The organism is Geodermatophilus sp. URMC 64 (genome assembly GCF_053502555.1).
On the sequence record NZ_CP199955.1, the window covers coordinates 1,263,688 to 1,283,738 of the forward strand.

A 20,051-nucleotide genomic window follows, 5' to 3' on the forward strand; every position below is an offset into this window, starting at 1 on the left:
GGGCCAAACGCTATCGAGGTCGCGGAGAGCGAGCACCTCGGCGGTCACCCGTACGAGCTGGGGCGAAAGGGAACCGTGGGGTCCGCCGTCCCGGGGAGTGCCGACCGGTCGCCGCGACCGCGCCGTCGCCCTGGTTAGGCTCGGCCGGTGCGAGCCCTCCGACGCTTCACCGTCCGCGCCTCCCTGCCCGAGCCGCTGACCCCGCTGGCCCAGCTGGTCATGAACCTGCGCTGGTCGTGGCACCCGGAGACCCGGGACCTCTTCGAGGCCCTCGACCCGGAGCTGTGGCAGGCCTGCGGCGGCGACCCGGTCAAGATGATGGGCGAGATCTCGGCCGAGCGGCTCGCCACGCTGGCCAAGGACCGCCGCTTCCTGCGGCGCCTGCAGGACGTCGTCGACGACCTGCACGAGTACATGACCGCCGAGCTCTGGTACCAGTCGCTGGGGGCGGAGGCGCCGGAGTCCATCGCCTACTTCTCCGCCGAGTTCGGCATCACCGAGGTGCTGCCGCAGTACTCCGGCGGCCTCGGGATCCTCGCCGGCGACCACCTCAAGGCCGCCTCCGACCTCGGCGTCCCGCTGATCGGCGTGGGGCTGCTCTACCGGGCCGGCTACTTCGACCAGGGCCTGTCCGCAGACGGCTGGCAGCTCGAGCACTACCCATCGCTGGACCCGCACGGGCTCCCGGTCAAGCTGCTGCGCCGTCCCGACGGCTCGGCCGTCGTCATCTCCGTGCCGCTGCCGGAGGGGCGCACCCTGCACGCGCACGTGTGGCGGGCCCAGGTCGGCCGGGTCTCGCTGCTGCTGCTCGACAGCGACATCGAGGAGAACGCCCCGGCCGAGCGGCACGTGACCGACCGGCTCTACGGCGGCGACGAGGACCACCGGCTGCGCCAGGAGATGCTGCTCGGCATCGGCGGCGTCCGGGCCCTGCGCGCCTACTGCTCGCTCACCGACACCCCGCAGCCCGAGGTGTTCCACGCCAACGAGGGCCACGCCGGCTTCCAGGGCGTCGAGCGGATCCGCGAGCTCACCGAGTCGCACGGGCTGACCTTTCCCGAGGCGCTGCAGGCGGTCCGCGGCGGCACGGTCTTCACCACGCACACCCCCGTGCCGGCCGGCATCGACCGCTTCCCCCGCGCGCTGATCGAGCGGTACTTCGCCGGCTTCGGCGTCCCCCTCGACCAGCTGCTCGCGCTGGGCGCCGAGGACGACCCGACGAAGTTCAACATGGCGCACATGGGCCTGCGGCTGGGCCAGCGGGCCAACGGCGTCAGCCGGCTGCACGGCCGGGTCAGCCGGCACATGTTCAACGCCCTGTGGCCGGGCTTCGACGAGGACGACGTCCCGATCAGCTCGATCACCAACGGGGTGCACGCCTCGACCTGGACCGCCCGCGAGCTGGTCGAGCTGGGCACCCAGACGTCCAGCCAGGGCGACCCGGTCGCCGTCGACGGCCCGGTCCACTTCGACGGCGTCGACCGGATCCCGGCCTCCGACCTGTGGAGCACGCGCCGGTTGCTGCGCGGCCGGCTGGTCGACGAGGTCCGCCGCCGGCTGCGCGACACCGCGCTCGCCCGCGGCCAGGTCGAGGCCGAGGTCGGCTGGATCGACAGCGCGTTCGACCCCGACGTCCTCACCATCGGCTTCGCCCGGCGGGTGCCGTCCTACAAGCGGCTGACCCTCATGCTCAGGGATCCGGACAGGCTGCGGGCCCTGCTCCTCGACCCCGAGCGGCCGGTGCAGCTGATCATCGCCGGCAAGAGCCACCCGGCCGACGACGGCGGCAAGCAGCTCATCCAGCAGATGGTGCGCTTCGCCGACGACCCCGAGATCCGGCACCGGATCGCGTTCCTGCCCGGCTACGACATCGGCATGGCCCGCTACCTGTACTGGGGCTGCGACGTCTGGTTGAACAACCCGCTGCGGCCTCTGGAGGCGTGCGGCACGTCGGGGATGAAGGCCGCGCTCAACGGCGGGCTGAACCTCTCCATCCGCGACGGCTGGTGGGACGAGTGGTACGACGGCCAGAACGGCTGGGCGATCCCCACCGCCGACGGCGTGGCCGACCCCGACCGCCGGGACGAGGTCGAGGCCCGGGCGATCTACGACCTGCTGTCCACGCAGGTCGCGCCGCGCTTCTACGAGCGCGACCGCGACGGCATCCCCGGCCGGTGGGTCGAGATGGTGCGGCACACGCTGCGCGAGACCGGCCCGAAGGTGCTGGCCGCCCGCATGGTCCGCGACTACGTGTGCGAGCTGTACGTGCCGGCCGCGGTCTCGGCGCGCGCGATGGCCGACGTGGCGTACGGGCCGGCGCGGGAGGAGGCCGCGCGGCGGGCGCACCTGCTGGAGAACTGGGGCACCGTCCGGGTCGCGCACGTCGAGGCCACCGGCGCCGGCGACACCCCGGAGATCGGGTCCACGCTGGCGCTGCGCGCCGAGGTCGAGCTGCCCGGCCTGACGCCGGCCGACGTCCAGGTGCAGGCCGCCTACGGCCGGGTGGACGACGCCGACGGGCTGCACGACGTCGAGTGCACCCCGATGCAGCACGAGCAGGTCGACGGTTCCCGGCACTGGTTCACCGCGACCGTGCCGCTGGAGCGCACCGGCGCCTTCGGGTACACGGTGCGGGTGCTGCCGCGCTCGGAGCACCTCGCCGACCCGGCCGAGCTGGGGGTCGTGACCACGGCCTGAACCCCGAGGATCGAGGCCTGGTTCATCGCTTGAGACCCTCAGGTCACGGGTACCACATGCACCCCGGGTGAGACCACCCTCGCCCGGCGTGGCGGTGGCGCGCGACCGCCCACACCGTCCGCGCATCACTAGGCTGGAGCCCATGCCCGACCGCTGTGAAGTCCTCCCCGGAGACTCGGTCGTCGCCCGTCGCGGCGGCGGTCTGCTGTGGGTCGACGCGCCCGGCTCGCCCGCCCTCGTGGCGGCCCTGCACGCCTGCCTGGGGGTCACCGGCCCCGGCGCCGACCGCGTCCTGGCCGCCATCGCCGGCCAGGTCATGACGCTCGGCAACGGCGGCGCCTCGTTCGCCCTCGTGCTCACCGACACCGCGCACGGCGCCGGCACCGGTGTCGCGCTGTGGTCCGGCAAGGGCCAGCCCGCGGTAGACGGCGTCCCGGTCTCCGGGTCCTCGGTCGACGGCGGCTGCACGCTCGCCACCGGGTTCTCCCTGGGCCAGACCCTGTACGTCGGCCCGGGCCAGGCGGCGCCGCAGATGCCGCCGGGCGTGGCCTTCGACCTGGTCGAGGGCACCGTCCCCGGTTCCGGGGCGATGCTGCAGCTCGCCGCCTCCGCGCCGCCGGCCTCCGCGCCGCAGCCGGCCGCCGCGCCGGCGCAGTCCTTCACCGCGTCGTCCGACGCCGGCTTCGGGGCTGCTCCGGCCGCCGCGCCGGTCGCGCAGGCGCCGGAGGCCGAGTCCGGTGAGCAGACCGCCTTCTGGCGGCCCGAGGAGCCCGCGGCGCCCGTGCTGCGCTTCGACGACGGCATGGTGGTGACCGTCGACGAGGACCTCGTGCTGGGTCGCCGTCCGGACAACCACGAGCTGGTGACCAACGGATCGGCGCGACCCGTGCCGATCGCGGACACCCAGAACGTGCTGTCCTCCGCGCACGCCGCCGTCCAGCGGGCCGGTCGCGAGGTGTCCCTCGTCGACCTCGGCTCGCTCAACGGCACCCACGTCGCCGGCCCCGAGGCCACCGAGTGGACCCAGCTCGAGCCCGGCGTCGCCCACCCGCTCTCCGACGGCGACCGGCTGCTGCTCGGCTGGACCGTCATCACCTTCGAACAGCCCCAGGACTGAGAAAGGACCCCGCTGCCCCCCACCGCTCGCGAGCTCGCGGCGGGGCCCTGCAGCGGGGCCACGGGGCGTCGTCCTCCCCGTCGTCCTCCCTCACCCCAGCGGGTCCTGGCTCAGCTCCCACCACGAGCCAGGACCCCTCACGCCCAGGTCAGCCGATCGTGGGCGGGGACCCCGGACGGCGGAGGACGCGCATCAGCCAGACGCTGCGGCCGGGGAGCGGCACCGGGCCGGGGCCGACGACGGCCGGCCGCGGCGGGGTGCCGGTCGGGTACTCCGTGGAGAGCACCAGCTCGTAGCCGTCGCCCCAGGGCGGGCCGGGCAGCGTGACCTCGGTCGTCTCGGCCCCGGCGTGCAGCCAGACGAACCAGGACTCGTCGACCACCCGGCGGCCGAACTCGTCGCGGTGGCGGATGGCCCGCCCGTCGAGGTACATGCCGACCGTCTTCAGGCCGGTGTCGAACCAGTCCGACGTGGTCAGCTGCCTGCCCTCGGGGTTGAACCAGGCGAGGTCGCGGGTGCCGCCGGTGGCGGGGAGCTCGTGGCCCTCGAAGAACGCCTCCTGCCGCAGCGCCGGGGCGGAGCGGCGCAGCCGCACCAGCCGGGTGACGAAGGCGAGCAGGTCCTCGTCGACGTCCTTCCAGTCGATCCAGGAGACCTCGTTGTCCTGGCAGTAGGCGTTGTTGTTGCCCTGCTGGGTGCGGCCGAGCTCGTCGCCGGCGGTCAGCATCGGGACGCCGGTCGACAGCAGCAGCGTGGCCAGGTGGTTGCGCACCTGCCGGGCGCGCAGCGCGTTGACCGCCGGGTCGTCGGTGGGTCCCTCGACCCCGCAGTTCCAGTTGCGGTTGTGGCTCTCGCCGTCCCGGTTGTCCTCGCCGTTGGCCTCGTTGCGCTTGCGCTCGTAGGTGACCAGGTCGTGCATCGTGAAGCCGTCGTGCGCGGTGACGAAGTTGATGCTGGCGAACGGGCGCCGGCCGTCGGAGCGGTAGAGGTCCGACGAGCCGGTCAGCCGGTAGGCGAGATCCCGGACGCCGACCTGCGCCCCCGACCAGACGTCGCGGACGGTGTCGCGGTACTTGCCGTTCCACTCCGTCCACGGCGGCGGGAAGTTGCCGACCTGGTAGCCGCCCTCGCCGACGTCCCACGGTTCCGCGATCAGCTTGACCTGGCTGACCACCGGGTCCTGGTGGACGACGTCGAAGAACGCCGACAGCCGGTCGACGTCGTGCATGGAGCGGGCCAGCGCCGAGGCGAGGTCGAACCGGAAGCCGTCGACGTGCATCTCGGTCACCCAGTACCGCAGCGAGTCCATCAGCAGCGCCAGGACGGCGGGACGGCGGACGTCGAGGGTGTTCCCGCAGCCGGTGTAGTCGGTGTACCGCGAGCCGTCCCCGCCGCGCAGCCGGTAGTAGGCGCGGTTGTCGATGCCCTTGAACGACAGCGTCGGCCCGCGGTGGTCGCCCTCGGCGGTGTGGTTGTAGACGACGTCGAGGATCACCTCGATGCCCGCGGCGTGCAGCGCCTTGACCATCGCCTTGAACTCGGTGACCTGCCCGCCACCGCTGCCGGCCGAGCTGTACTCGGCGTGCGGGGCGAAGTAGCCCAGCGTGTTGTAGCCCCAGTAGTTGGTCAGGCCGCGGCTCAGCAGGTGCGGCTCGCTGACGAAGTGGTGCACCGGCAGCAGCTCGACCGCGGTCACGCCCAGGCCGGTCAGGTGCTCGATGAACGCCGGGTGCGCCAGGCCCGCGTAGGTGCCGCGCAGCGCCGGGGGGACGCCGGGGTGGCGCATGGTCGCGCCCTTGACGTGCACCTCGTAGATGACGGTGTCCGACCACGAGGTGGCCGGCGGCCGGTCGCCCTCCCACGGGAAGGAGTCGTAGGTGACCACGCCGCGCGGGACGAACGGCGCGGAGTCGCGGTCGTCAGGGGTGTGCGTGTCCGGGTTCTGGTCGCGGAAGGCGAACAGCGACCCGTCGAGCTCGAGCCGCCCGTCGACGGCGCGGGCGTAGGGGTCGAGCAGCAGCTTGGCCGGGTTGTAGCGCAGGCCCTGCGGCGGGTCGTAGGCGCCGTGCACCCGGTAGCCGTAGCGCTGGCCCGGGCCGACCCCCGGCAGCCGCGCGTGCCACACCTGGTGGGTGCTCTCCCGGAGGCGGTGCCGGTGCTCGGTGCCGTCGGGGTCGAACAGGCAGAGGTCCACCGCGGAGGCGCCGGCCGACCAGAGCGCGAAGTTCGTGCCGGTGCCGTCCCAGTGCGCCCCGAGCGGGCTGGGCCACCCGGGCCACGTCTCGACCGCGGGGAGTGAGTCCACTCCGTGATCCTGCCCCCTCCCGGGCCGAGCCGCGTCGCGGGTGGCGGTACGCGGGTTGGTTGGATGGACGGGTGTCGAGCAGTGTGTCTGGTGGGGGCCGCTCCGAGCCGGTCGTCCGCATGCGAGGGGTCGACGTCGTCCGGGGGGACAACCACCTCCTCCGGGGCGTCGACTGGACCGTCGAGTCCGACCACCGCTGGGTGGTGCTCGGCCCGAACGGCGCCGGAAAGACGACGCTGCTGCAGCTGGCCGCCGCGCAGATGCACCCGACCCGCGGCGAGGTGCAGCTGCTGGGGGAGACCCTCGGCGCGGTCGACGTCTTCGAGCTGCGCCCGCGCATCGGCCTGACCAGCGCGGCGCTGGCCCAGCGCATCGGCCCGGCCGAGAAGACGGGGGACGTCGTCGTCTCCGCCGGGTACGCCGTCGTGGGCCGGTGGCGGGAGCGCTACGACGTCCACGACCTGACCCGCGCGGCGATGCTGATGAACCAGTGGGGCGTGGCCCAGTTCGCGCACCGGCCGTTCGGGACGCTGTCCGAGGGCGAGCGCAAGCGGACGCAGATCGCCCGCGCGCTGATGCCCGACCCGGAGCTGCTGCTGCTCGACGAGCCGGGCGCGGGGCTGGACCTCGCCGGCCGGGAGGACCTCGTCGGGCGGCTCGCCGACCTCGCCCGCTACCACTACGCGCCGGCGCAGGTGCTGGTCACGCACCACGTCGAGGAGATCCCGCCCGGCTACTCGCACGCGCTGCTGCTGCGCGGGGGCGAGGTGGTGGCGGCGGGGCCGGCCGACGACGTCCTCACCGCGGCGGCGCTGTCGGACACCTTCGGCCTGCCGCTGTCGCTGTCGCGCAGCGACGGCCGCTTCACCGCCCGCCGCATGGCCTGAGGACGGCCCCCTTCCGGGCCCCGCCGCGAGCCTGCGAGGGGCGGGGAGAAGGGGGTCCTTCTAATGTGCCGGGGACGACGACGTCCCCGAGAACACGTGGAGGCCCCGTGACCGAGCCGGAGTTCGTGACCCTGCAGGTCGAGGACGGGGTGGGCACGATCCGCCTCGACCGGCCGAAGATGAACGCGATCAACGAGCAGCTCCACTGGGAGGTCCGGCGCGCCGCCCAGGAGGCGGCCTCGCGCGAGGACGTCCGCGCCGTGGTCCTCTACGGCGGCGAGCGGGTCTTCGCCGCGGGCGCCGACATCAAGGCGATGTCGCAGCTCGACGGCGCGGCGATGGTGGCCTGGGGCCGCGAGCTGCAGAACTCGTTCATCGAGGTGCAGCGCATCCCCAAGCCGGTCATCGCGGCGGTCACCGGCTACGCGCTGGGCGGCGGCTACGAGCTGGCCCTGTGCGCCGACTTCCGGGTGCTCGGCGCCGGCGCGAAGGTCGGCCAGCCCGAGATCCTGCTCGGCGTCATCCCGGGTGCCGGCGGCACGCAGCGGCTGGCCCGGCTCGTCGGCCCGGCCAAGGCCAAGGACCTCGTCTTCACCGGCCGGCACGTCGGCAGCGAGGAGGCGCTCGAGCTGGGCCTCGCCGACGCCGTCGTCCCGGACGACGAGGTGTACTCGACCGCGGTCGCGATGGCGAAGAAGTTCGCCGCGGGTCCGCCGCTGGCCCTGGCCGCGGCGAAGCGGGCGATCGAGGAGGGGCTGGACCTGCCGCTGGCGCGGGGCCTCGAGCTCGAGAGCCGGCTGTTCGCCGAGCTGTTCGACACCGAGGACCAGAAGACCGGGATGCGCTCCTTCCTGGAGAGCGGCCCCGGGAAGGCGACCTTCGCCGGTCGCTGAGCCCTCGCGCGGCGTTCCTCGCACGTTGGTGTTCGCCGACGTCCCGGAACCGGCGCTGATCAGCCAGAATTCGCAGCGCCCGTCTGCCTGCCGGGTCAAGCAGTGGTCCGGCGGGCGCGGCGCTCCCACTGGAGGAAATCCGTGCGACGACGCACTCCGCTGACCGCTGCGGCCGTCCTGACGACCGCACTCACCCTGGCCGCCTGCGGCTCGGACGACGGGGGCTCGGGGGGAGGAGGCGGCGGCAGCGACACCGACGCCGCGACCGCGACCTCCGTCGACGACTTCGGCGGGATGGACGCCCTGGTCGAGGCCGCCCAGGCGGAGGGGACCCTCAACGTCATCGCGCTGCCGCCGGACTGGGCGAACTACGGCGAGATGCTCGACACCTTCAGCGAGAAGTACGGCATCGAGATCAACAGCGCGACGCCGGACGGCTCCAGCCAGGACGAGCTGAACGCGGTCACGAGCCAGCGCGGCCAGGACCGCGCCCCCGACGTCCTCGACCTCGGGACGACGTTCGCCCGGCAGGCCGCCGCGCAGGACCTCCTCGCGCCGTACCAGGTGGCCACCTGGGACGAGATCCCCGAGGGCCAGAAGGACCCCCAGGGCCTCTGGTACAACGACTACGGCGGCTACATCTCCATCGGCTGCAACCAGACGGTGATCGGCGACTGCCCGACCAGCTTCGCCGACCTGCTCGACCCGCAGTACGCCGGCCGGGTCGCCCTCAACGGCAACCCGACGCAGGCCGCGGCGGCCTTCGGCGGCGTCTGGGCGGCCGCGCTGGCCAACGGCGGCAGCCTCGACGACATCGGCCCGGGGATCGACTTCTTCGTCCAGGTCAAGGACGTCGGCAACTTCAACCCCGTGGAGATCACCCCGGCCACGATCCAGAGCGGGGAGACGCCGCTGGCGATCGATTGGGACTACCTCAACGTCGGCCTCACCGAGACCCTCGCCGAGCAGGGCGTGACCTGGCAGGTCAACGTCCCGAGCGACGGGCTCTTCGGCGGCTACTACAGCCAGGCGATCAGCAAGTTCGCCCCGCACCCGGCGGCGGCCCGGCTGTGGGAGGAGTTCCTCTACAGCGACGAGGGCCAGAACATCTGGCTGAAGGGCGGCGCCCGCCCGGTGCGGCTGCCGTCGATGCAGGAGGCCGCGACCGCCGACGAGACGGCGCTCGCCGCGCTGCCGGCCGTCGAGGGCACCGCGGACTTCCCGACCCAGGAGCAGGAGACGGCCGCCCAGCAGGTCGTGGCGACCCGGTGGAACGAGGAGATGTCGGGCTGAGCACCGTCCAGGGCGCTCCGGTCCGCGACGGCGACGCGGGGACGGTCGCCGTCGCGGACCGGCCGAGCACCCGGCGCCGGCACCGCTGGGTGCGGGTGCTGCCGGTCCTCGGCGCGCTGCCCTTCTTCCTCTACGTCGCCGTCTTCCTGCTGCTGCCCGTCGGCGTGCTGGCGGTGGAGGCCTTCCGCGCGACCGACCCGGTGACCTTCCAGGAGACCTGGTCGACCGCCTCGATCGGGACGATCACCGAGGGCGCCTACCGCCGGGCCTACCTCGGCAGCCTGCGGCTGTCGGCGATCACCGCGGTGCTCGGCGCGGCCCTCGGCCTCGCGCTGGCCGTGGCGGTCCTGCGGACGCGGCGCGGCACGCTGCTGCGGCGGCTGGTGCTCACCGCCTCGGGCGTCGCGGCCAACTTCGGCGGGGTCCCGCTGGCCTTCGCCTTCCTGGCCACCATCGGCAACGCCGGCGTGCTCACCGCCCTGCTCCAGGACACGCTCGGCCTGGGCCTCGGCGGGTTCTCCCTGTACTCGATGGCCGGGCTGGCGCTGGTCTACCTGTACTTCCTCATCCCGCTGATGGTCCTGACCATCACCCCGGCGCTGGAGGCGCTGCGCCCGCAGTGGCGGGAGGCCGCCGACAACCTCGGGGCCAGCGGCTGGCAGTACTGGCGCTACGTCGGCGGCCCGGTGCTCGCGCCCCCGGTCATCGGCGCCACCATGCTGCTGTTCGCCACCGCCTTCGCCGCCTACGCCACCGCCCGCGCGCTGGTCGGCAGCAGCGTGCCGCTGGTGACCCTGCAGATCGCCGACGCGCTCTCGAGCAACGTGGTCGTCGGCTCGGAGAACCTCGGGAAGGCGCTCGCGCTGGGCATGGTCGTGCTCATCGGGATCGTCATGGCCTTCTACGCCTGGGTGCAGCGGCGCACCCAGCGGTGGCTGTCGTGACCGCCTCGGCCGGGCTCGGCACCGTCACCGGGGCGGGCAGCGTCGCGCCGGCCCACCCCGTCCGGACCGCCGGGCGCGGCGCGCGGGGGTGGCGCTGGGCCGTCCTCGTCGTCCTGGGGCTGTACTTCGTCGTCCCGATCGCGGCCAGCGTGTGGTTCACGATCCGGGACCGCGGCCGGGGCGGGCTGACCGCGCGCTACTACACCGGCATCCCGGGCGCCGAGGGCTTCGCCGACGCCTTCACCCGCTCGCTGCTGCTCGCCGTCCTCACGGTGCTGCTCGCGCTGCTGCTCATGGTGCCGACCGTCGTCCTGGTGAACCTGCGCCTGCCGCGGCTGCGGACGGCGGTGGAGCTGCTCACCCTGCTGCCGCTGGTGCTGCCGCCGATCGCCCTGGTCGTGGGCGTGCGCAGCGTGCTCGCCTGGGCGCCGGACTACTTCCTCAACACGCCCCTGGCCGACGCCTTCTTCGCGCTCCAGGAGCCGTCGCTGCCGTGGATCCTCGTCCTGGTCTATGTCGTGCTGGCGCTGCCGTTCGTCTACCGGGCGCTCGACGCCGGGCTGCGGGGGGTCGACCTGCGGACGCTGACCGAGGCCGCGCGCAACCTCGGCGCCTCCTGGCCGCGGGTGCTGGTGTCGGTGGTGCTGCCGGTGCTGCGCACCTCCGTGCTCAACGCCGCGTTCCTGACCTTCGCCCTGGTGATGGGGGAGTACACGATCGCCGTCATCCTCGGGTTCGTCACGTTCCCGACCTGGATCGTGCAGATCGCCGGCTCCCAGCCGCAGCTGTCGGTGTCGGTCTCCGTGCTGTCCCTCGCCGTCACCTGGGCGCTGCTCCTGCTGATCTCCGCGCTGGACCGCCGGCGCCCCGGGAAGGACCCCGCATGACCACGGCTCCCGTGTCCACCGACGTCGGCGCTGCCGCCGAGCTGCGCGAGCGCCCCGGGGTCGCCGTCCGCCTCGAGGGGCTGACCCGGCGCTACGGGTCGGTGCTCGCCCTCGACGGTCTCGACCTCGAGATCGCCGGTGGCGAGCTGGTCGCGCTGCTGGGTCCCTCGGGCTGCGGCAAGACGACGGCGCTGCGGGCGATCGCCGGCTTCGAGCGGCCCGACGCCGGCCGGGTGCTGCTCGACGGCCGCGACTACACCGACGTCCCGGCCAGCAAGCGCGACATGGGCATGGTCTTCCAGGCCTACAGCCTGTTCCCCAACCTCACCGTGGCCGACAACGTCGCCTTCGGGCTGCGGGTGCGCGGCCGCAGCCGGGCCGAGCAGCGGCGGCGGGCGGCCGAGCTGCTGGAGCTGGTCGGCCTGGGCGACCGCGGCGGGCGCTACCCGCACCAGCTCTCCGGCGGCCAGCAGCAGCGCGTGGCGCTGGCCCGGGCGCTGGCCGTCGCGCCCCAGGTGCTGCTGCTCGACGAGCCGCTGTCCGCCCTGGACGCGCAGGTCCGGGTGCAGCTGCGCGACGAGATCCGCCGGCTGCAGCTCGAGGTCGGCATCACCACGGTCTTCGTCACGCACGACCAGGCCGAGGCGCTGTCGGTGGCCGACCGCGTCGGCGTGCTGCGCGCGGGCCGCCTCGAGCAGATGGCCGGGCCCGACGAGCTCTACGAGCGGCCGGCGACCGCCTTCGTCGCGCAGTTCGTCGGCACGATGAACCGGCTGCCCGCGACCCTGGTCGAAGGCGGCGTGCAGGTGCTCGGCACCCGGCGCCCGGTCGCCGGAGCGGTCCCGGCCGGCGGGCCGGTGGTCGCCCTCGTCCGGCCCGAGGCGCTGGGCGTGGCGGCCGACCCCGACGGTGCCGGCCGGGTCGTGACCCGCGTCTTCTCCGGAGCGGTCACCCGGCTGACCGTCGCGCTGCCGGACGGCACGGAGGTGCAGGCCGACGTCGCCAGCGCCGAGAGCCAGCACCTGGTGCCGGGGACGGCGGTCGCGGTCACCCTCGCCGACCGGCCGCTGCTGGTGGCGCCCGCCGAGCCGGCCGGGGACGAACCGGCGTAGCCGCGGTGCGGAATCATCGGGGGGTGACGGCCCAGCCCGACCCCGCGTCCGACGTCGACCGCTCCGATCCCTCCGGCCGGGCGTGGGTGGACCGCGCGGTCGCCGCCGTGGAGGCCGACGCGCTGCGCAGCGCGGACACCCACCTGCTGGTCTACCCGCTGCCGCCGGAGTGGGGCGTCGACCTCTACCTCAAGGACGAGTCGACCCACCCCACCGGCAGCCTCAAGCACCGGCTGGCCCGCTCGCTGTTCCTCTACGCCCTCTGCTCCGGGCAGATCACCGAGGGCAGCACCGTGGTCGAGGCGTCCAGCGGCTCGACGGCGGTGAGCGAGGCCTACTTCGCGCGCATGCTGGGCCTGCCGTTCGTGGCGGTCATGCCGGCGGGCACCAGCCCGGAGAAGATCGCGCTCATCGAGTTCCACGGCGGGCGCTGCCACCTGGTGGCCGACCCGCCGTCGGTCTACGACGAGGCCCGGCGGATCGCCGCCGAGACCGGTGGGCACTACCTCGACCAGTTCACCAACGCCGAGCGGGCCACCGACTGGCGCGGCAACAACAACATCGCCGAGTCGGTGTTCTCGCAGATGGGTCGCGAGCGGCACCCGGTGCCCGAGTGGGTCGTCGTCGGCGCGGGCACCGGCGGCACCAGCGCCACGATCGGCCGCTACGTGCGCTACCGGCGGCTGCCCACCCGGCTGGCCGTCGTCGACCCGGAGGGGTCGTCGTTCTTCCCCGGCTGGCGGGACGGCGACCCGACGGTGGCGACCGGCCGGCCGTCGCGGATCGAGGGCATCGGGCGGCCGCGGGTGGAGCCGTCGTTCGTGCCGACGATCGTCGACCGGATGATCTGCGTCCCGGACGCCGCGTCGCTGGCCGCTGTCCGGCACCTGGAGCGGGTGACCGGCCGCCGGGCGGGCGGCTCGACCGGCACGAACCTCTGGGGCGCCTTCGCGCTCGTGGCGGAGATGCTGGCCGCGGGCCGGACCGGCAGCGTCGTCACCCTGCTGTGCGACGGCGGGGAGCGGTACGCGCACACGTACTACTCCGACGAGTGGGTGGCCGCCCGCGGGCTGGACCTCGAGCCGTACGCCGCCACGCTGGAGCACTTCGCCCGCAGCGGGGAATGGCGGCCGCCCGCGTGATGCGGGTCACCCGGGCCCCGGGGCGCGGGTCCGTTACCGGCCAGTAACCTCCATGATCGGAGCTAGGCGGGCGGCAGGCCCGCGCCCTGACCCCATCGCGGAGGTAGGTCTGGCGATGAACATCGTCGTTCTGGTCAAGCAGGTCCCCGACTCGGGCAGCGCACGGGCGCTGGACCCGGCGGACAACACCGTCGCCCGGGCGACGGCGGACAACGTCATCAACGAGATGGACGAGTACGCGATCGAGGAGGCGTTGCTGGTCCGCGACCGCGAGGGCGGCGAGGTGACCGTGCTGACCGTCGGCCCGGACTCGGCCACCGACGCGATCCGCAAGGCGCTGTCGATGGGCGCCGACAAGGCGGTGCACGTCTCCGACGAGGCCATCCACGGCTCGGACGCGCTGCAGACCTCCGCGGTGCTCGCCGCGGCGCTGCAGCAGCTGGAGTACGACCTCGTCCTGTGCGGCGCCGAGGCCACCGACTCGCAGATGAGCGTCATGCCGGCGCTGCTCTCGGAGCGGCTGGGCATCCCGCAGCTGTCCGGCGCCCGCAAGCTGACCATCGAGGGCGCGACCGCGAAGGTGGAGCGGCAGACCGACACCGGCTACTGGGCGCTGGAGGCCCCGCTGCCGGCGATCGTGTCCACCTGGGACTCGATCAACGAGCCGCGCTACCCGTCCTTCAAGGGCATCATGGCCGCCAAGAAGAAGCCGGTGGAGACCAAGTCCCTGGCCGACCTGGGCCTGGACGCCGGCTCGGTGGGTCTGGCCAGCGCCACCAGCCAGGTCCTCGACTTCGCCCCCCGCCCGCCGAAGGGCGCCGGCGTCAAGGTGACCGACGAGGGCGACGGCGCCGAGAAGCTCGTCGGCTTCCTCGCCGAGCAGAAGATCGTCTGACCGCGGACCCGAGCGAAGAGCGAAGAGAAGGAGATCGAGCAGTCATGGCAGAGGTCCTGGTCCTCGTCGAGCTCAACCCCGATGGCGGCGGCGTCCGCAAGACCACGCTGGAGGCGCTGACCGCCGCGCGTGCTCTGGGTGAGCCCTCCGCCGTCGTGGCCGGCGCTCCCGGTTCGGCCGCCGGCGTCAAGGACGCGCTGGCCGAGTACGGCGCGCAGAAGGTGTACGTCGCCGAGTCGCCCGAGATCGACGACTACCTCGTCGCCCCGAAGGCCGAGGTGCTCGCGCAGCTGGTCGAGCGCGTCTCGCCGGCCGCGGTCGTCATCCCCTCCTCGCCGGAGGGCAAGGAGGTCGCCGCACGGCTGGCGGTGAAGACCGGCAGCGGCTTCCTCACCGACGTCACGGAGATCACCGGCGACGGCACCGCCACCCAGGTGGCCTTCGCCGGGCAGGTCATCGTCCACTCGAAGGTCGCCACCGGCACCCCGATCTACACGCTGCGCGGCAACTCGGTCGCCCCCGAGCCGGCCCCCGGCGCCGCAGCCGAGGAGACCGTCGAGGTCAGCCTGTCCGACGCCGCCAAGGCCGTGCGCGTGGTCGACCGGGTCGTGGAGCAGAAGAGCAGCCGGCCGGAGCTGACCGAGGCCGCGATCGTCGTCTCCGGCGGCCGGGGCGTCGCCAGCGCCGAGAACTTCTCCATCATCGAGAACCTGGCCGACTCCCTCGGCGCCGCCGTCGGTGCCTCGCGCGCCGCGGTCGACTCCGGCTTCTACCCGCACACCTTCCAGGTCGGGCAGACCGGCAAGACCGTCTCGCCGCAGCTCTACATCGCCGTCGGCATCTCCGGTGCGATCCAGCACCGCGCCGGCATGCAGACCTCGAAGACCATCGTCGCGGTCAACAAGGACCCCGAGGCGCCGATCTTCGAGCTGGCCGACTTCGGCGTCGTCGGCGACCTGTTTCAGGTGGCCCCGCAGGCCACCGAGCTGATCAAGGCCCGCAAGGGCTGAACAAGGACCCCGGTCCGGCCGTCGGGCGCCGATCCCCTCGCGGGGTCGGCGCCCGACGTCCGTCCGGGGAAGCTGCGGCGGGCTGCGGCGGTTGGCCGGGAGGTGAGCGCGGCGGTGCAGGGGACGGCGAAGGTGTTCGACCGCGCGCACCGGCTGACCACCGCCGGCCTGCTCATGCTGGTCACCTTCATCGCCTTCGAGGCGATGGCCGTGGGGACGGCGATGCCGACCGCGGTGGCCGAGCTCGACGGGCTGGCCTGGTACGCGTGGCCGTTCTCCGCCTTCCTCGTCGCCTCGGTCGTCGGGATGGTCGTCGGCGGCAACCTGGGCGACCGGCGAGGACCGCGGGTGGCCCTGCCCTGGGGCGTCGGCGCGTTCGCCGCCGGCCTGCTCACCGCCGGCGCGGCCGGGCACATGGCCGTCTTCGTGGCCGGGCGCGCCGTGCAGGGCTTCGGCGCCGGGGTCATCGCCGTCCTGCTGTACGTGATCGCCGGCCAGGCCTACGAGCCGGCCCTGCGCCCGCGGCTGTTCGGCGCGATCAGCGCCGCCTGGGTGCTGCCCGCGCTGGTCGGCCCGCTCGTGGCCGGGCTGCTCACCACGCACGCGAGCTGGCGGCTGGTCTTCCTCGGTCTGCTGCCGCTCATCGTGCTGGGCCTGGCGCTGGTGCTGCCCGCCGTCCGGGCGCTCCCGGCGCCCGCGGCCGCCGCCGGGCACGGGGCCGCCCGCCGGTGGTGGGCGCTGCTGGCCGGGCTCGGCATCGCCGCGCTGCAGTACGCCGGCCAGCGCCGGGACGCCGTCGCCCTGCTCGTCGCCGTCGCGGGGCTGGTCGCGCTGGTCGCGGGTCTGCGGCCGCTGCTGCCGGCGGGTACCGGCCGGGCCGCGCGGGGACTGCCCGCCGTCGTCGCCTCGCGCGGGCTGCTGGCCGGCGCCTTCTTCGGCATGGACGCGCTGCTGCCGCTCACCCTCACCGCGGTGCACGGGTTCGGCGCGACCGCCGCCGGCATCCCGCTGACCGCGGGCGCGGTCGGCTGGGCCGCGGCCTCGCAGCTGCAGGGCCGGTTCCCGGACGCGCCGCGGGCGCGGCTGCTGCGGCTCGGGTTCGCGCTGCTCGCCCTCGGCCTCGGCGGCACGGCACTGGCCGCCGTCCCGGCCCTGGGCGGCTGGCCGGCCTACCTGACCTGGGCCGTGGCCGGGCTGGGCATGGGGTTCGGGATGCCGAGCGTGGGGGTGCTGCTGCTCGACCAGTCGCCCGAGCGCCGGCGGGGCGCGGACTCCGCCGCGCTGCAGATCTCCGACGTCACCGCGTCCGCCCTGTGCATCGGCCTGGCCGGTGTCCTCGTCTCCGCCGCGGCGGCCGGGGCCCTGACCCTCCCTGTCGCAATCCTCTGCTCGGTCGGCGCCTTCACGCTGCTGGCGCTGGTCGGCGTCCGGGTCGCCGGCCGCGCCGCGGCCCCGGTTCCCGGACGGGGGGCTCCGGCGGACGCGACTACCCTGGCGGCGCCATGACTTATCTGGACCACGCGGCCACGACCCCGGTGCTGCCCGAGGTGCTGACCGCGATGACCGAGCAGCTCGGCCGCGTGGGCAACGCCTCCTCGCTGCACGCCAGCGGCCGGGCCGCCCGCCGTGTGGCCGAGCAGTCGCGCGAGCGGCTCGCCGAGGCGCTGGGCGCCCGCCCGTCGGAGGTGCTGTTCACCAGCGGCGGCACCGAGAGCGACAACCTCGCCGTCAAGGGCCTGTTCTGGGCCCGGCGCAGCGCCGACTCGCGGCGGCGGCGCATCGTGGTCAGCCCGGCCGAGCACCACGCCGTCCTCGACAGCGTCGAGTGGCTGGCCAAGCACGACGGCGCCGAGATCACCTGGCTGTCCCTCGAACCCAGCGGGCGCGTCCTGCCGGACGCCCTGCACGACGCGCTCGGCGACGGGACCGACGTCGCGGTGGCCAGCGTCATGTGGGCCAACAACGAGATCGGCACGGTCAGCGACGTGGCCGCGCTGGCCGACGTCGCGCACGCCGTCGAGGTGCCGCTGCACACCGACGCCGTGCAGGCGGTCGGCCAGGTGCCGGTCGCCTTCGCGGCCAGCGGCGCGGACGCGCTCACCATGACCGGGCACAAGCTCGGCGGGCCGATGGGCGCCGGCGTGCTGCTGCTGCGCCGCGACGCCGAGTGCACCCCGCTGCTGCACGGCGGCGGCCAGGAGCGCGACGTCCGGTCGGGCACGCTGGACGTCGCCGCGATCGTCGGCCTGCAGGTGGCGACGACGACCGCCGTCGCCGCGCGCGAGGAGCGCGCCGGCCGGCTCGCGCAGCTGCGCGACCGGCTGGTCGCCGGCGTGGTCGAGCGGGTCCCGGACGTCCAGCTCAACGGCGCGCCGCTGGATGACGAGATCGCCGGCGGGCCCGGCCGGCTGCCGGGCAACGCGCACCTGTCGTTCGCCGGCGCGGAGGGCGACGCGCTGCTCATGCTGCTCGACGCCCGCGGCGTCGAGTGCTCGACCGGCTCGGCGTGCAGCGCCGGGGTCGCCCGGCCCAGCCACGTGCTGCTCGCAGTCGGCGCCGACTCCGACCGCGCCCGCAGCTCGCTGCGGTTCAGCCTCGGCCACACGAGCGTCGACGCCGACGTCGACGCCCTGCTCGAGGTCATCGCGCCGGTGGTGGAGCGGGCTCGCCGGGCGGGCATGGGCGCTCGATGAGGGTGCTCGCCGCGATGAGCGGGGGAGTGGACTCCGCGGTCGCGGCCGCGCTCGCCGTCGACGCCGGCCACGACGTCACCGGGGTGCACCTGGCGCTCTCCCAGCACCGGCAGACCCTGCGCAGCGGCTCGCGCGGCTGCTGCAGCGTCGAGGACGCGCACGACGCGCGCCGGGTCGCCGACGAGCTCGGCATCCCGTTCTACGTCTGGGACCTCGCCGAGCGGTTCGCCGAGGACGTCGTCGAGGACTTCGTCGCCGAGTACGCCGCGGGGCGGACGCCGAACCCGTGCCTGCGCTGCAACGAGAAGATCAAGTTCGCCGCGGTGCTGGACCGCGCACGGGCGCTCGGGTTCGACGCCGTGGTCACCGGCCACCACGCCCGGCTCGCCGGCGGGGAGCTGCGCCGCTCGGTCGACCCGGCCAAGGACCAGTCCTACGTGCTCGGCGTGCTCACGCCGGAGCAGCTGGCCGGCGCCGTGTTCCCCCTCGGCGGCATGACCAAGGACCGGGTCCGCGAGATCGCCGCCGAGCGCGGGTTCGCCGTCGCCGCCAAGCCCGACTCGCACGACATCTGCTTCATCCCCGACGGCGACACCCGCGGCTTCCTGGCGCGGCGGCTGGGCAGCCGCCCCGGCCCGCTGGTCGACGCCGCCACCGGCGCCACCGTGGGCGAGCACGGCGGCACCTACAACTTCACCGTGGGGCAGCGCCGCGGCCTCGGCGTGGACGTGGGCGACGCGCGGCCCCGCTACGTGCTCGGCATCGAGCCGGTCAGCCGCACGGTCACCATCGGGACGGCGGAGCTCGCCGGCGTCCGCGAGGTGCGGACCGCCCCGCCGACGTGGACCGGCCCGGCTCCCGCGCTGCCGCTGCGCGCCGAGGTGCAGCTGCGCGCGCACGGGACGCCGGTCGCGTGCGAGGTGACCGCCGCCGACGACGGCGGGCTGTGCCTGCGGCTCGCGGAGGAGCAGCGCGGGGTCGCTCCCGGACAGTCCGCGGTGCTCTACGAGCCGGACTCCGCGCGCGGCGACCGCGTGCTCGGGCAGGGGACCGTGCTGCGGGCTGCACGGCCTGCGCGGACGACGCCGGGCTGCTGAGCGGACCGGCTACCGTCGCCCCCGTGGTGCTGCCGACCGAACCCCAGCCCCAGGAGAACGACCCGCGGCCGGTTCCCGCACCGTGGGGGCCGGCCTCCGGCGTCGGGTCCCTGCCCGGCGCCGACCCCGCCGAGGCGATCCGCCTCGTGCTCGGCGAGCTGCCCGAGTTCCCGCACCTGCCGGAGCTCCCGGACCGCGGTCCCGGCGCCGACCTGATCGGCCGCACCGCGGCGCTGCTCGTCGACGTCGCCGTCGACCTCACCCCGGCCGGCTGGCGGCTGGTGCCCCGCCCGGGAATCGACCTGCGCCGCGCCCACGATTTCCTCGAGCGCGACCTCGACGCCCTGACCGACGTCGCCGACCGCTACACCGGCCCGTTCAAGGTCCAGGCGGCCGGGCCGTGGACCCTGGCCGCCGGGCTGGAGCGCAGCCGCGGCGACCGCGCCGTCGTCGACCCGGGCGCCCGGCGCGACCTCGCGCAGTCCCTGGCCGAGGGGCTGGCGGCGCACGCCGCGGCGGTCGCGGCCCGCGTGCCCGGCGCCCGGGTGGTCGTCCAGCTGGACGAGCCGTCCGTGCCCGCCGTGATCGACGGCGCCCTGCCGACGGCGAGTGGCTTCGGCACGCTCCCGGCGGTCGAGGCCGACGTCGTCGAGCAGGAGCTGGCCGCCGTGGTCGCCGTCCTGCCGGGCCGGGTGGTCGTGCACTGCTGCGCGCCTCGCGCCCCGCTCGGCCTGTTCCGCGCGGCGGGCGCCGACGGCGTCTCGTTCGACTCCGGTCTCGTGCAGGACCTCGACGCGATCGGCACCGCGGTCGAGGCTGGCACCCACCTGCTGGTCGGCGTCGTCCCCGGGACCGATGCCCCGCTGGGCACGCCCAACTCGACCGCCTCCCGGCTGCAGGGCCTCTGGCGGGAGCTCGGCTTCCCCGCCGAGCGGCTGCACGAGGCCGTGACCCTCACCCCGGCGTGCGGCCTGGCCGGCGCGACGCCCGCCTACGCGCGCGCCGCGATGACCCACGTCCGCGAGGCGGCCAAGTACCTGCAGCCGGAGTGATCGCCACGGCAGGGTGAATGCCGGTTC

16 protein-coding genes are annotated in these 20,051 nt (G+C 74.7%); 15 read left to right on the top strand and 1 reads right to left on the bottom strand.

Annotated elements, in window-relative coordinates:
- Nucleotides 1–147: 147 nt before the first annotated feature.
- Both glgP and ACWIYF_RS06290 read left to right on the top strand, forming a co-directional pair.
- On the top strand, nucleotides 148–2,697 hold the full coding sequence (gene glgP / locus ACWIYF_RS06285) for an alpha-glucan family phosphorylase (protein ID WP_448627260.1): 2,550 nt from the start codon (nucleotides 148–150) through the stop codon (nucleotides 2,695–2,697).
- Nucleotides 2,698–2,839: 142 nt separating this feature from the next.
- The gene (locus tag ACWIYF_RS06290) at nucleotides 2,840–3,814 is read left to right on the top strand and encodes an FHA domain-containing protein (RefSeq protein ID WP_448627261.1); all 975 of its coding nucleotides are present in this window, start codon (nucleotides 2,840–2,842) and stop codon (nucleotides 3,812–3,814) included.
- Nucleotides 3,815–3,962: 148 nt separating this feature from the next.
- Here ACWIYF_RS06290 and glgX read toward each other — a convergent pair whose 3' ends face one another.
- Nucleotides 3,963–6,119, bottom strand: coding sequence for a glycogen debranching protein GlgX (gene glgX / locus ACWIYF_RS06295; protein WP_448627262.1), 2,157 nt, complete (start codon nucleotides 6,117–6,119; stop codon nucleotides 3,963–3,965).
- Nucleotides 6,120–6,238: 119 nt separating this feature from the next.
- Between glgX and ACWIYF_RS06300 the strand changes: the two genes are divergently transcribed.
- The 13 genes from ACWIYF_RS06300 (at nucleotide 6,239) to ACWIYF_RS06360 (ending at nucleotide 20,024) form a co-directional block, all read left to right on the top strand.
- The gene (locus tag ACWIYF_RS06300; RefSeq protein ID WP_448627263.1) at nucleotides 6,239–7,006 is read left to right on the top strand and encodes an ABC transporter ATP-binding protein; all 768 of its coding nucleotides are present in this window, start codon (nucleotides 6,239–6,241) and stop codon (nucleotides 7,004–7,006) included.
- Nucleotides 7,007–7,113: 107 nt separating this feature from the next.
- Nucleotides 7,114–7,899, top strand: coding sequence for an enoyl-CoA hydratase/isomerase family protein (locus ACWIYF_RS06305; RefSeq protein WP_448627264.1), 786 nt, complete (start codon nucleotides 7,114–7,116; stop codon nucleotides 7,897–7,899).
- 141 nt (nucleotides 7,900–8,040) lie between these two features.
- Nucleotides 8,041–9,192: an extracellular solute-binding protein gene (locus ACWIYF_RS06310; protein WP_448627265.1), complete on the top strand. Its 1,152-nt coding sequence runs from the start codon at nucleotides 8,041–8,043 to the stop codon at nucleotides 9,190–9,192.
- Entirely contained in the window at nucleotides 9,168–10,136 is a 969-nt protein-coding gene (locus tag ACWIYF_RS06315) for an ABC transporter permease (RefSeq protein ID WP_448627266.1), read from the top strand. The genes ACWIYF_RS06310 and ACWIYF_RS06315 overlap by 25 nt, the downstream gene beginning before the upstream one ends.
- Complete coding sequence (locus tag ACWIYF_RS06320) at nucleotides 10,133–11,023, top strand: ABC transporter permease (RefSeq protein ID WP_448627267.1); 891 nt, start codon at nucleotides 10,133–10,135, stop codon at nucleotides 11,021–11,023. Before ACWIYF_RS06315 ends, ACWIYF_RS06320 begins: the two co-directional genes overlap by 4 nt.
- Nucleotides 11,020–12,135, top strand: a complete 1,116-nt coding sequence (locus ACWIYF_RS06325; protein WP_448627268.1) for an ABC transporter ATP-binding protein — start codon at nucleotides 11,020–11,022, stop codon at nucleotides 12,133–12,135. The genes ACWIYF_RS06320 and ACWIYF_RS06325 overlap by 4 nt, the downstream gene beginning before the upstream one ends.
- Nucleotides 12,136–12,158: 23 nt before the next feature.
- On the top strand, nucleotides 12,159–13,277 hold the full coding sequence (locus tag ACWIYF_RS06330) for a PLP-dependent cysteine synthase family protein (RefSeq protein WP_448627269.1): 1,119 nt from the start codon (nucleotides 12,159–12,161) through the stop codon (nucleotides 13,275–13,277).
- Between the two features lie 115 nt (nucleotides 13,278–13,392).
- Nucleotides 13,393–14,172 carry an electron transfer flavoprotein subunit beta/FixA family protein gene (locus tag ACWIYF_RS06335; protein ID WP_448627270.1) on the top strand — a complete coding sequence of 260 codons (780 nt, stop codon included), beginning with the start codon at nucleotides 13,393–13,395 and terminating at the stop codon, nucleotides 14,170–14,172.
- A 44-nt stretch (nucleotides 14,173–14,216) separates the two neighbouring features.
- On the top strand, nucleotides 14,217–15,182 hold the full coding sequence (locus tag ACWIYF_RS06340; RefSeq protein WP_448627271.1) for an electron transfer flavoprotein subunit alpha/FixB family protein: 966 nt from the start codon (nucleotides 14,217–14,219) through the stop codon (nucleotides 15,180–15,182).
- A 102-nt stretch (nucleotides 15,183–15,284) separates the two neighbouring features.
- On the top strand, nucleotides 15,285–16,688 hold the full coding sequence (locus ACWIYF_RS06345; protein ID WP_448627272.1) for an MFS transporter: 1,404 nt from the start codon (nucleotides 15,285–15,287) through the stop codon (nucleotides 16,686–16,688).
- Entirely contained in the window at nucleotides 16,685–17,875 is a 1,191-nt protein-coding gene (locus tag ACWIYF_RS06350) for a cysteine desulfurase family protein (RefSeq protein WP_448627273.1), read from the top strand. The genes ACWIYF_RS06345 and ACWIYF_RS06350 overlap by 4 nt, the downstream gene beginning before the upstream one ends.
- The gene (gene mnmA / locus ACWIYF_RS06355) at nucleotides 17,872–18,972 is read left to right on the top strand and encodes a tRNA 2-thiouridine(34) synthase MnmA (RefSeq protein ID WP_448627274.1); all 1,101 of its coding nucleotides are present in this window, start codon (nucleotides 17,872–17,874) and stop codon (nucleotides 18,970–18,972) included. Before ACWIYF_RS06350 ends, mnmA begins: the two co-directional genes overlap by 4 nt.
- 23 nt (nucleotides 18,973–18,995) lie before the next feature.
- Nucleotides 18,996–20,024 carry a methionine synthase gene (locus ACWIYF_RS06360; protein WP_448627275.1) on the top strand — a complete coding sequence of 343 codons (1,029 nt, stop codon included), beginning with the start codon at nucleotides 18,996–18,998 and terminating at the stop codon, nucleotides 20,022–20,024.
- Nucleotides 20,025–20,051: the final 27 nt, after the last annotated feature.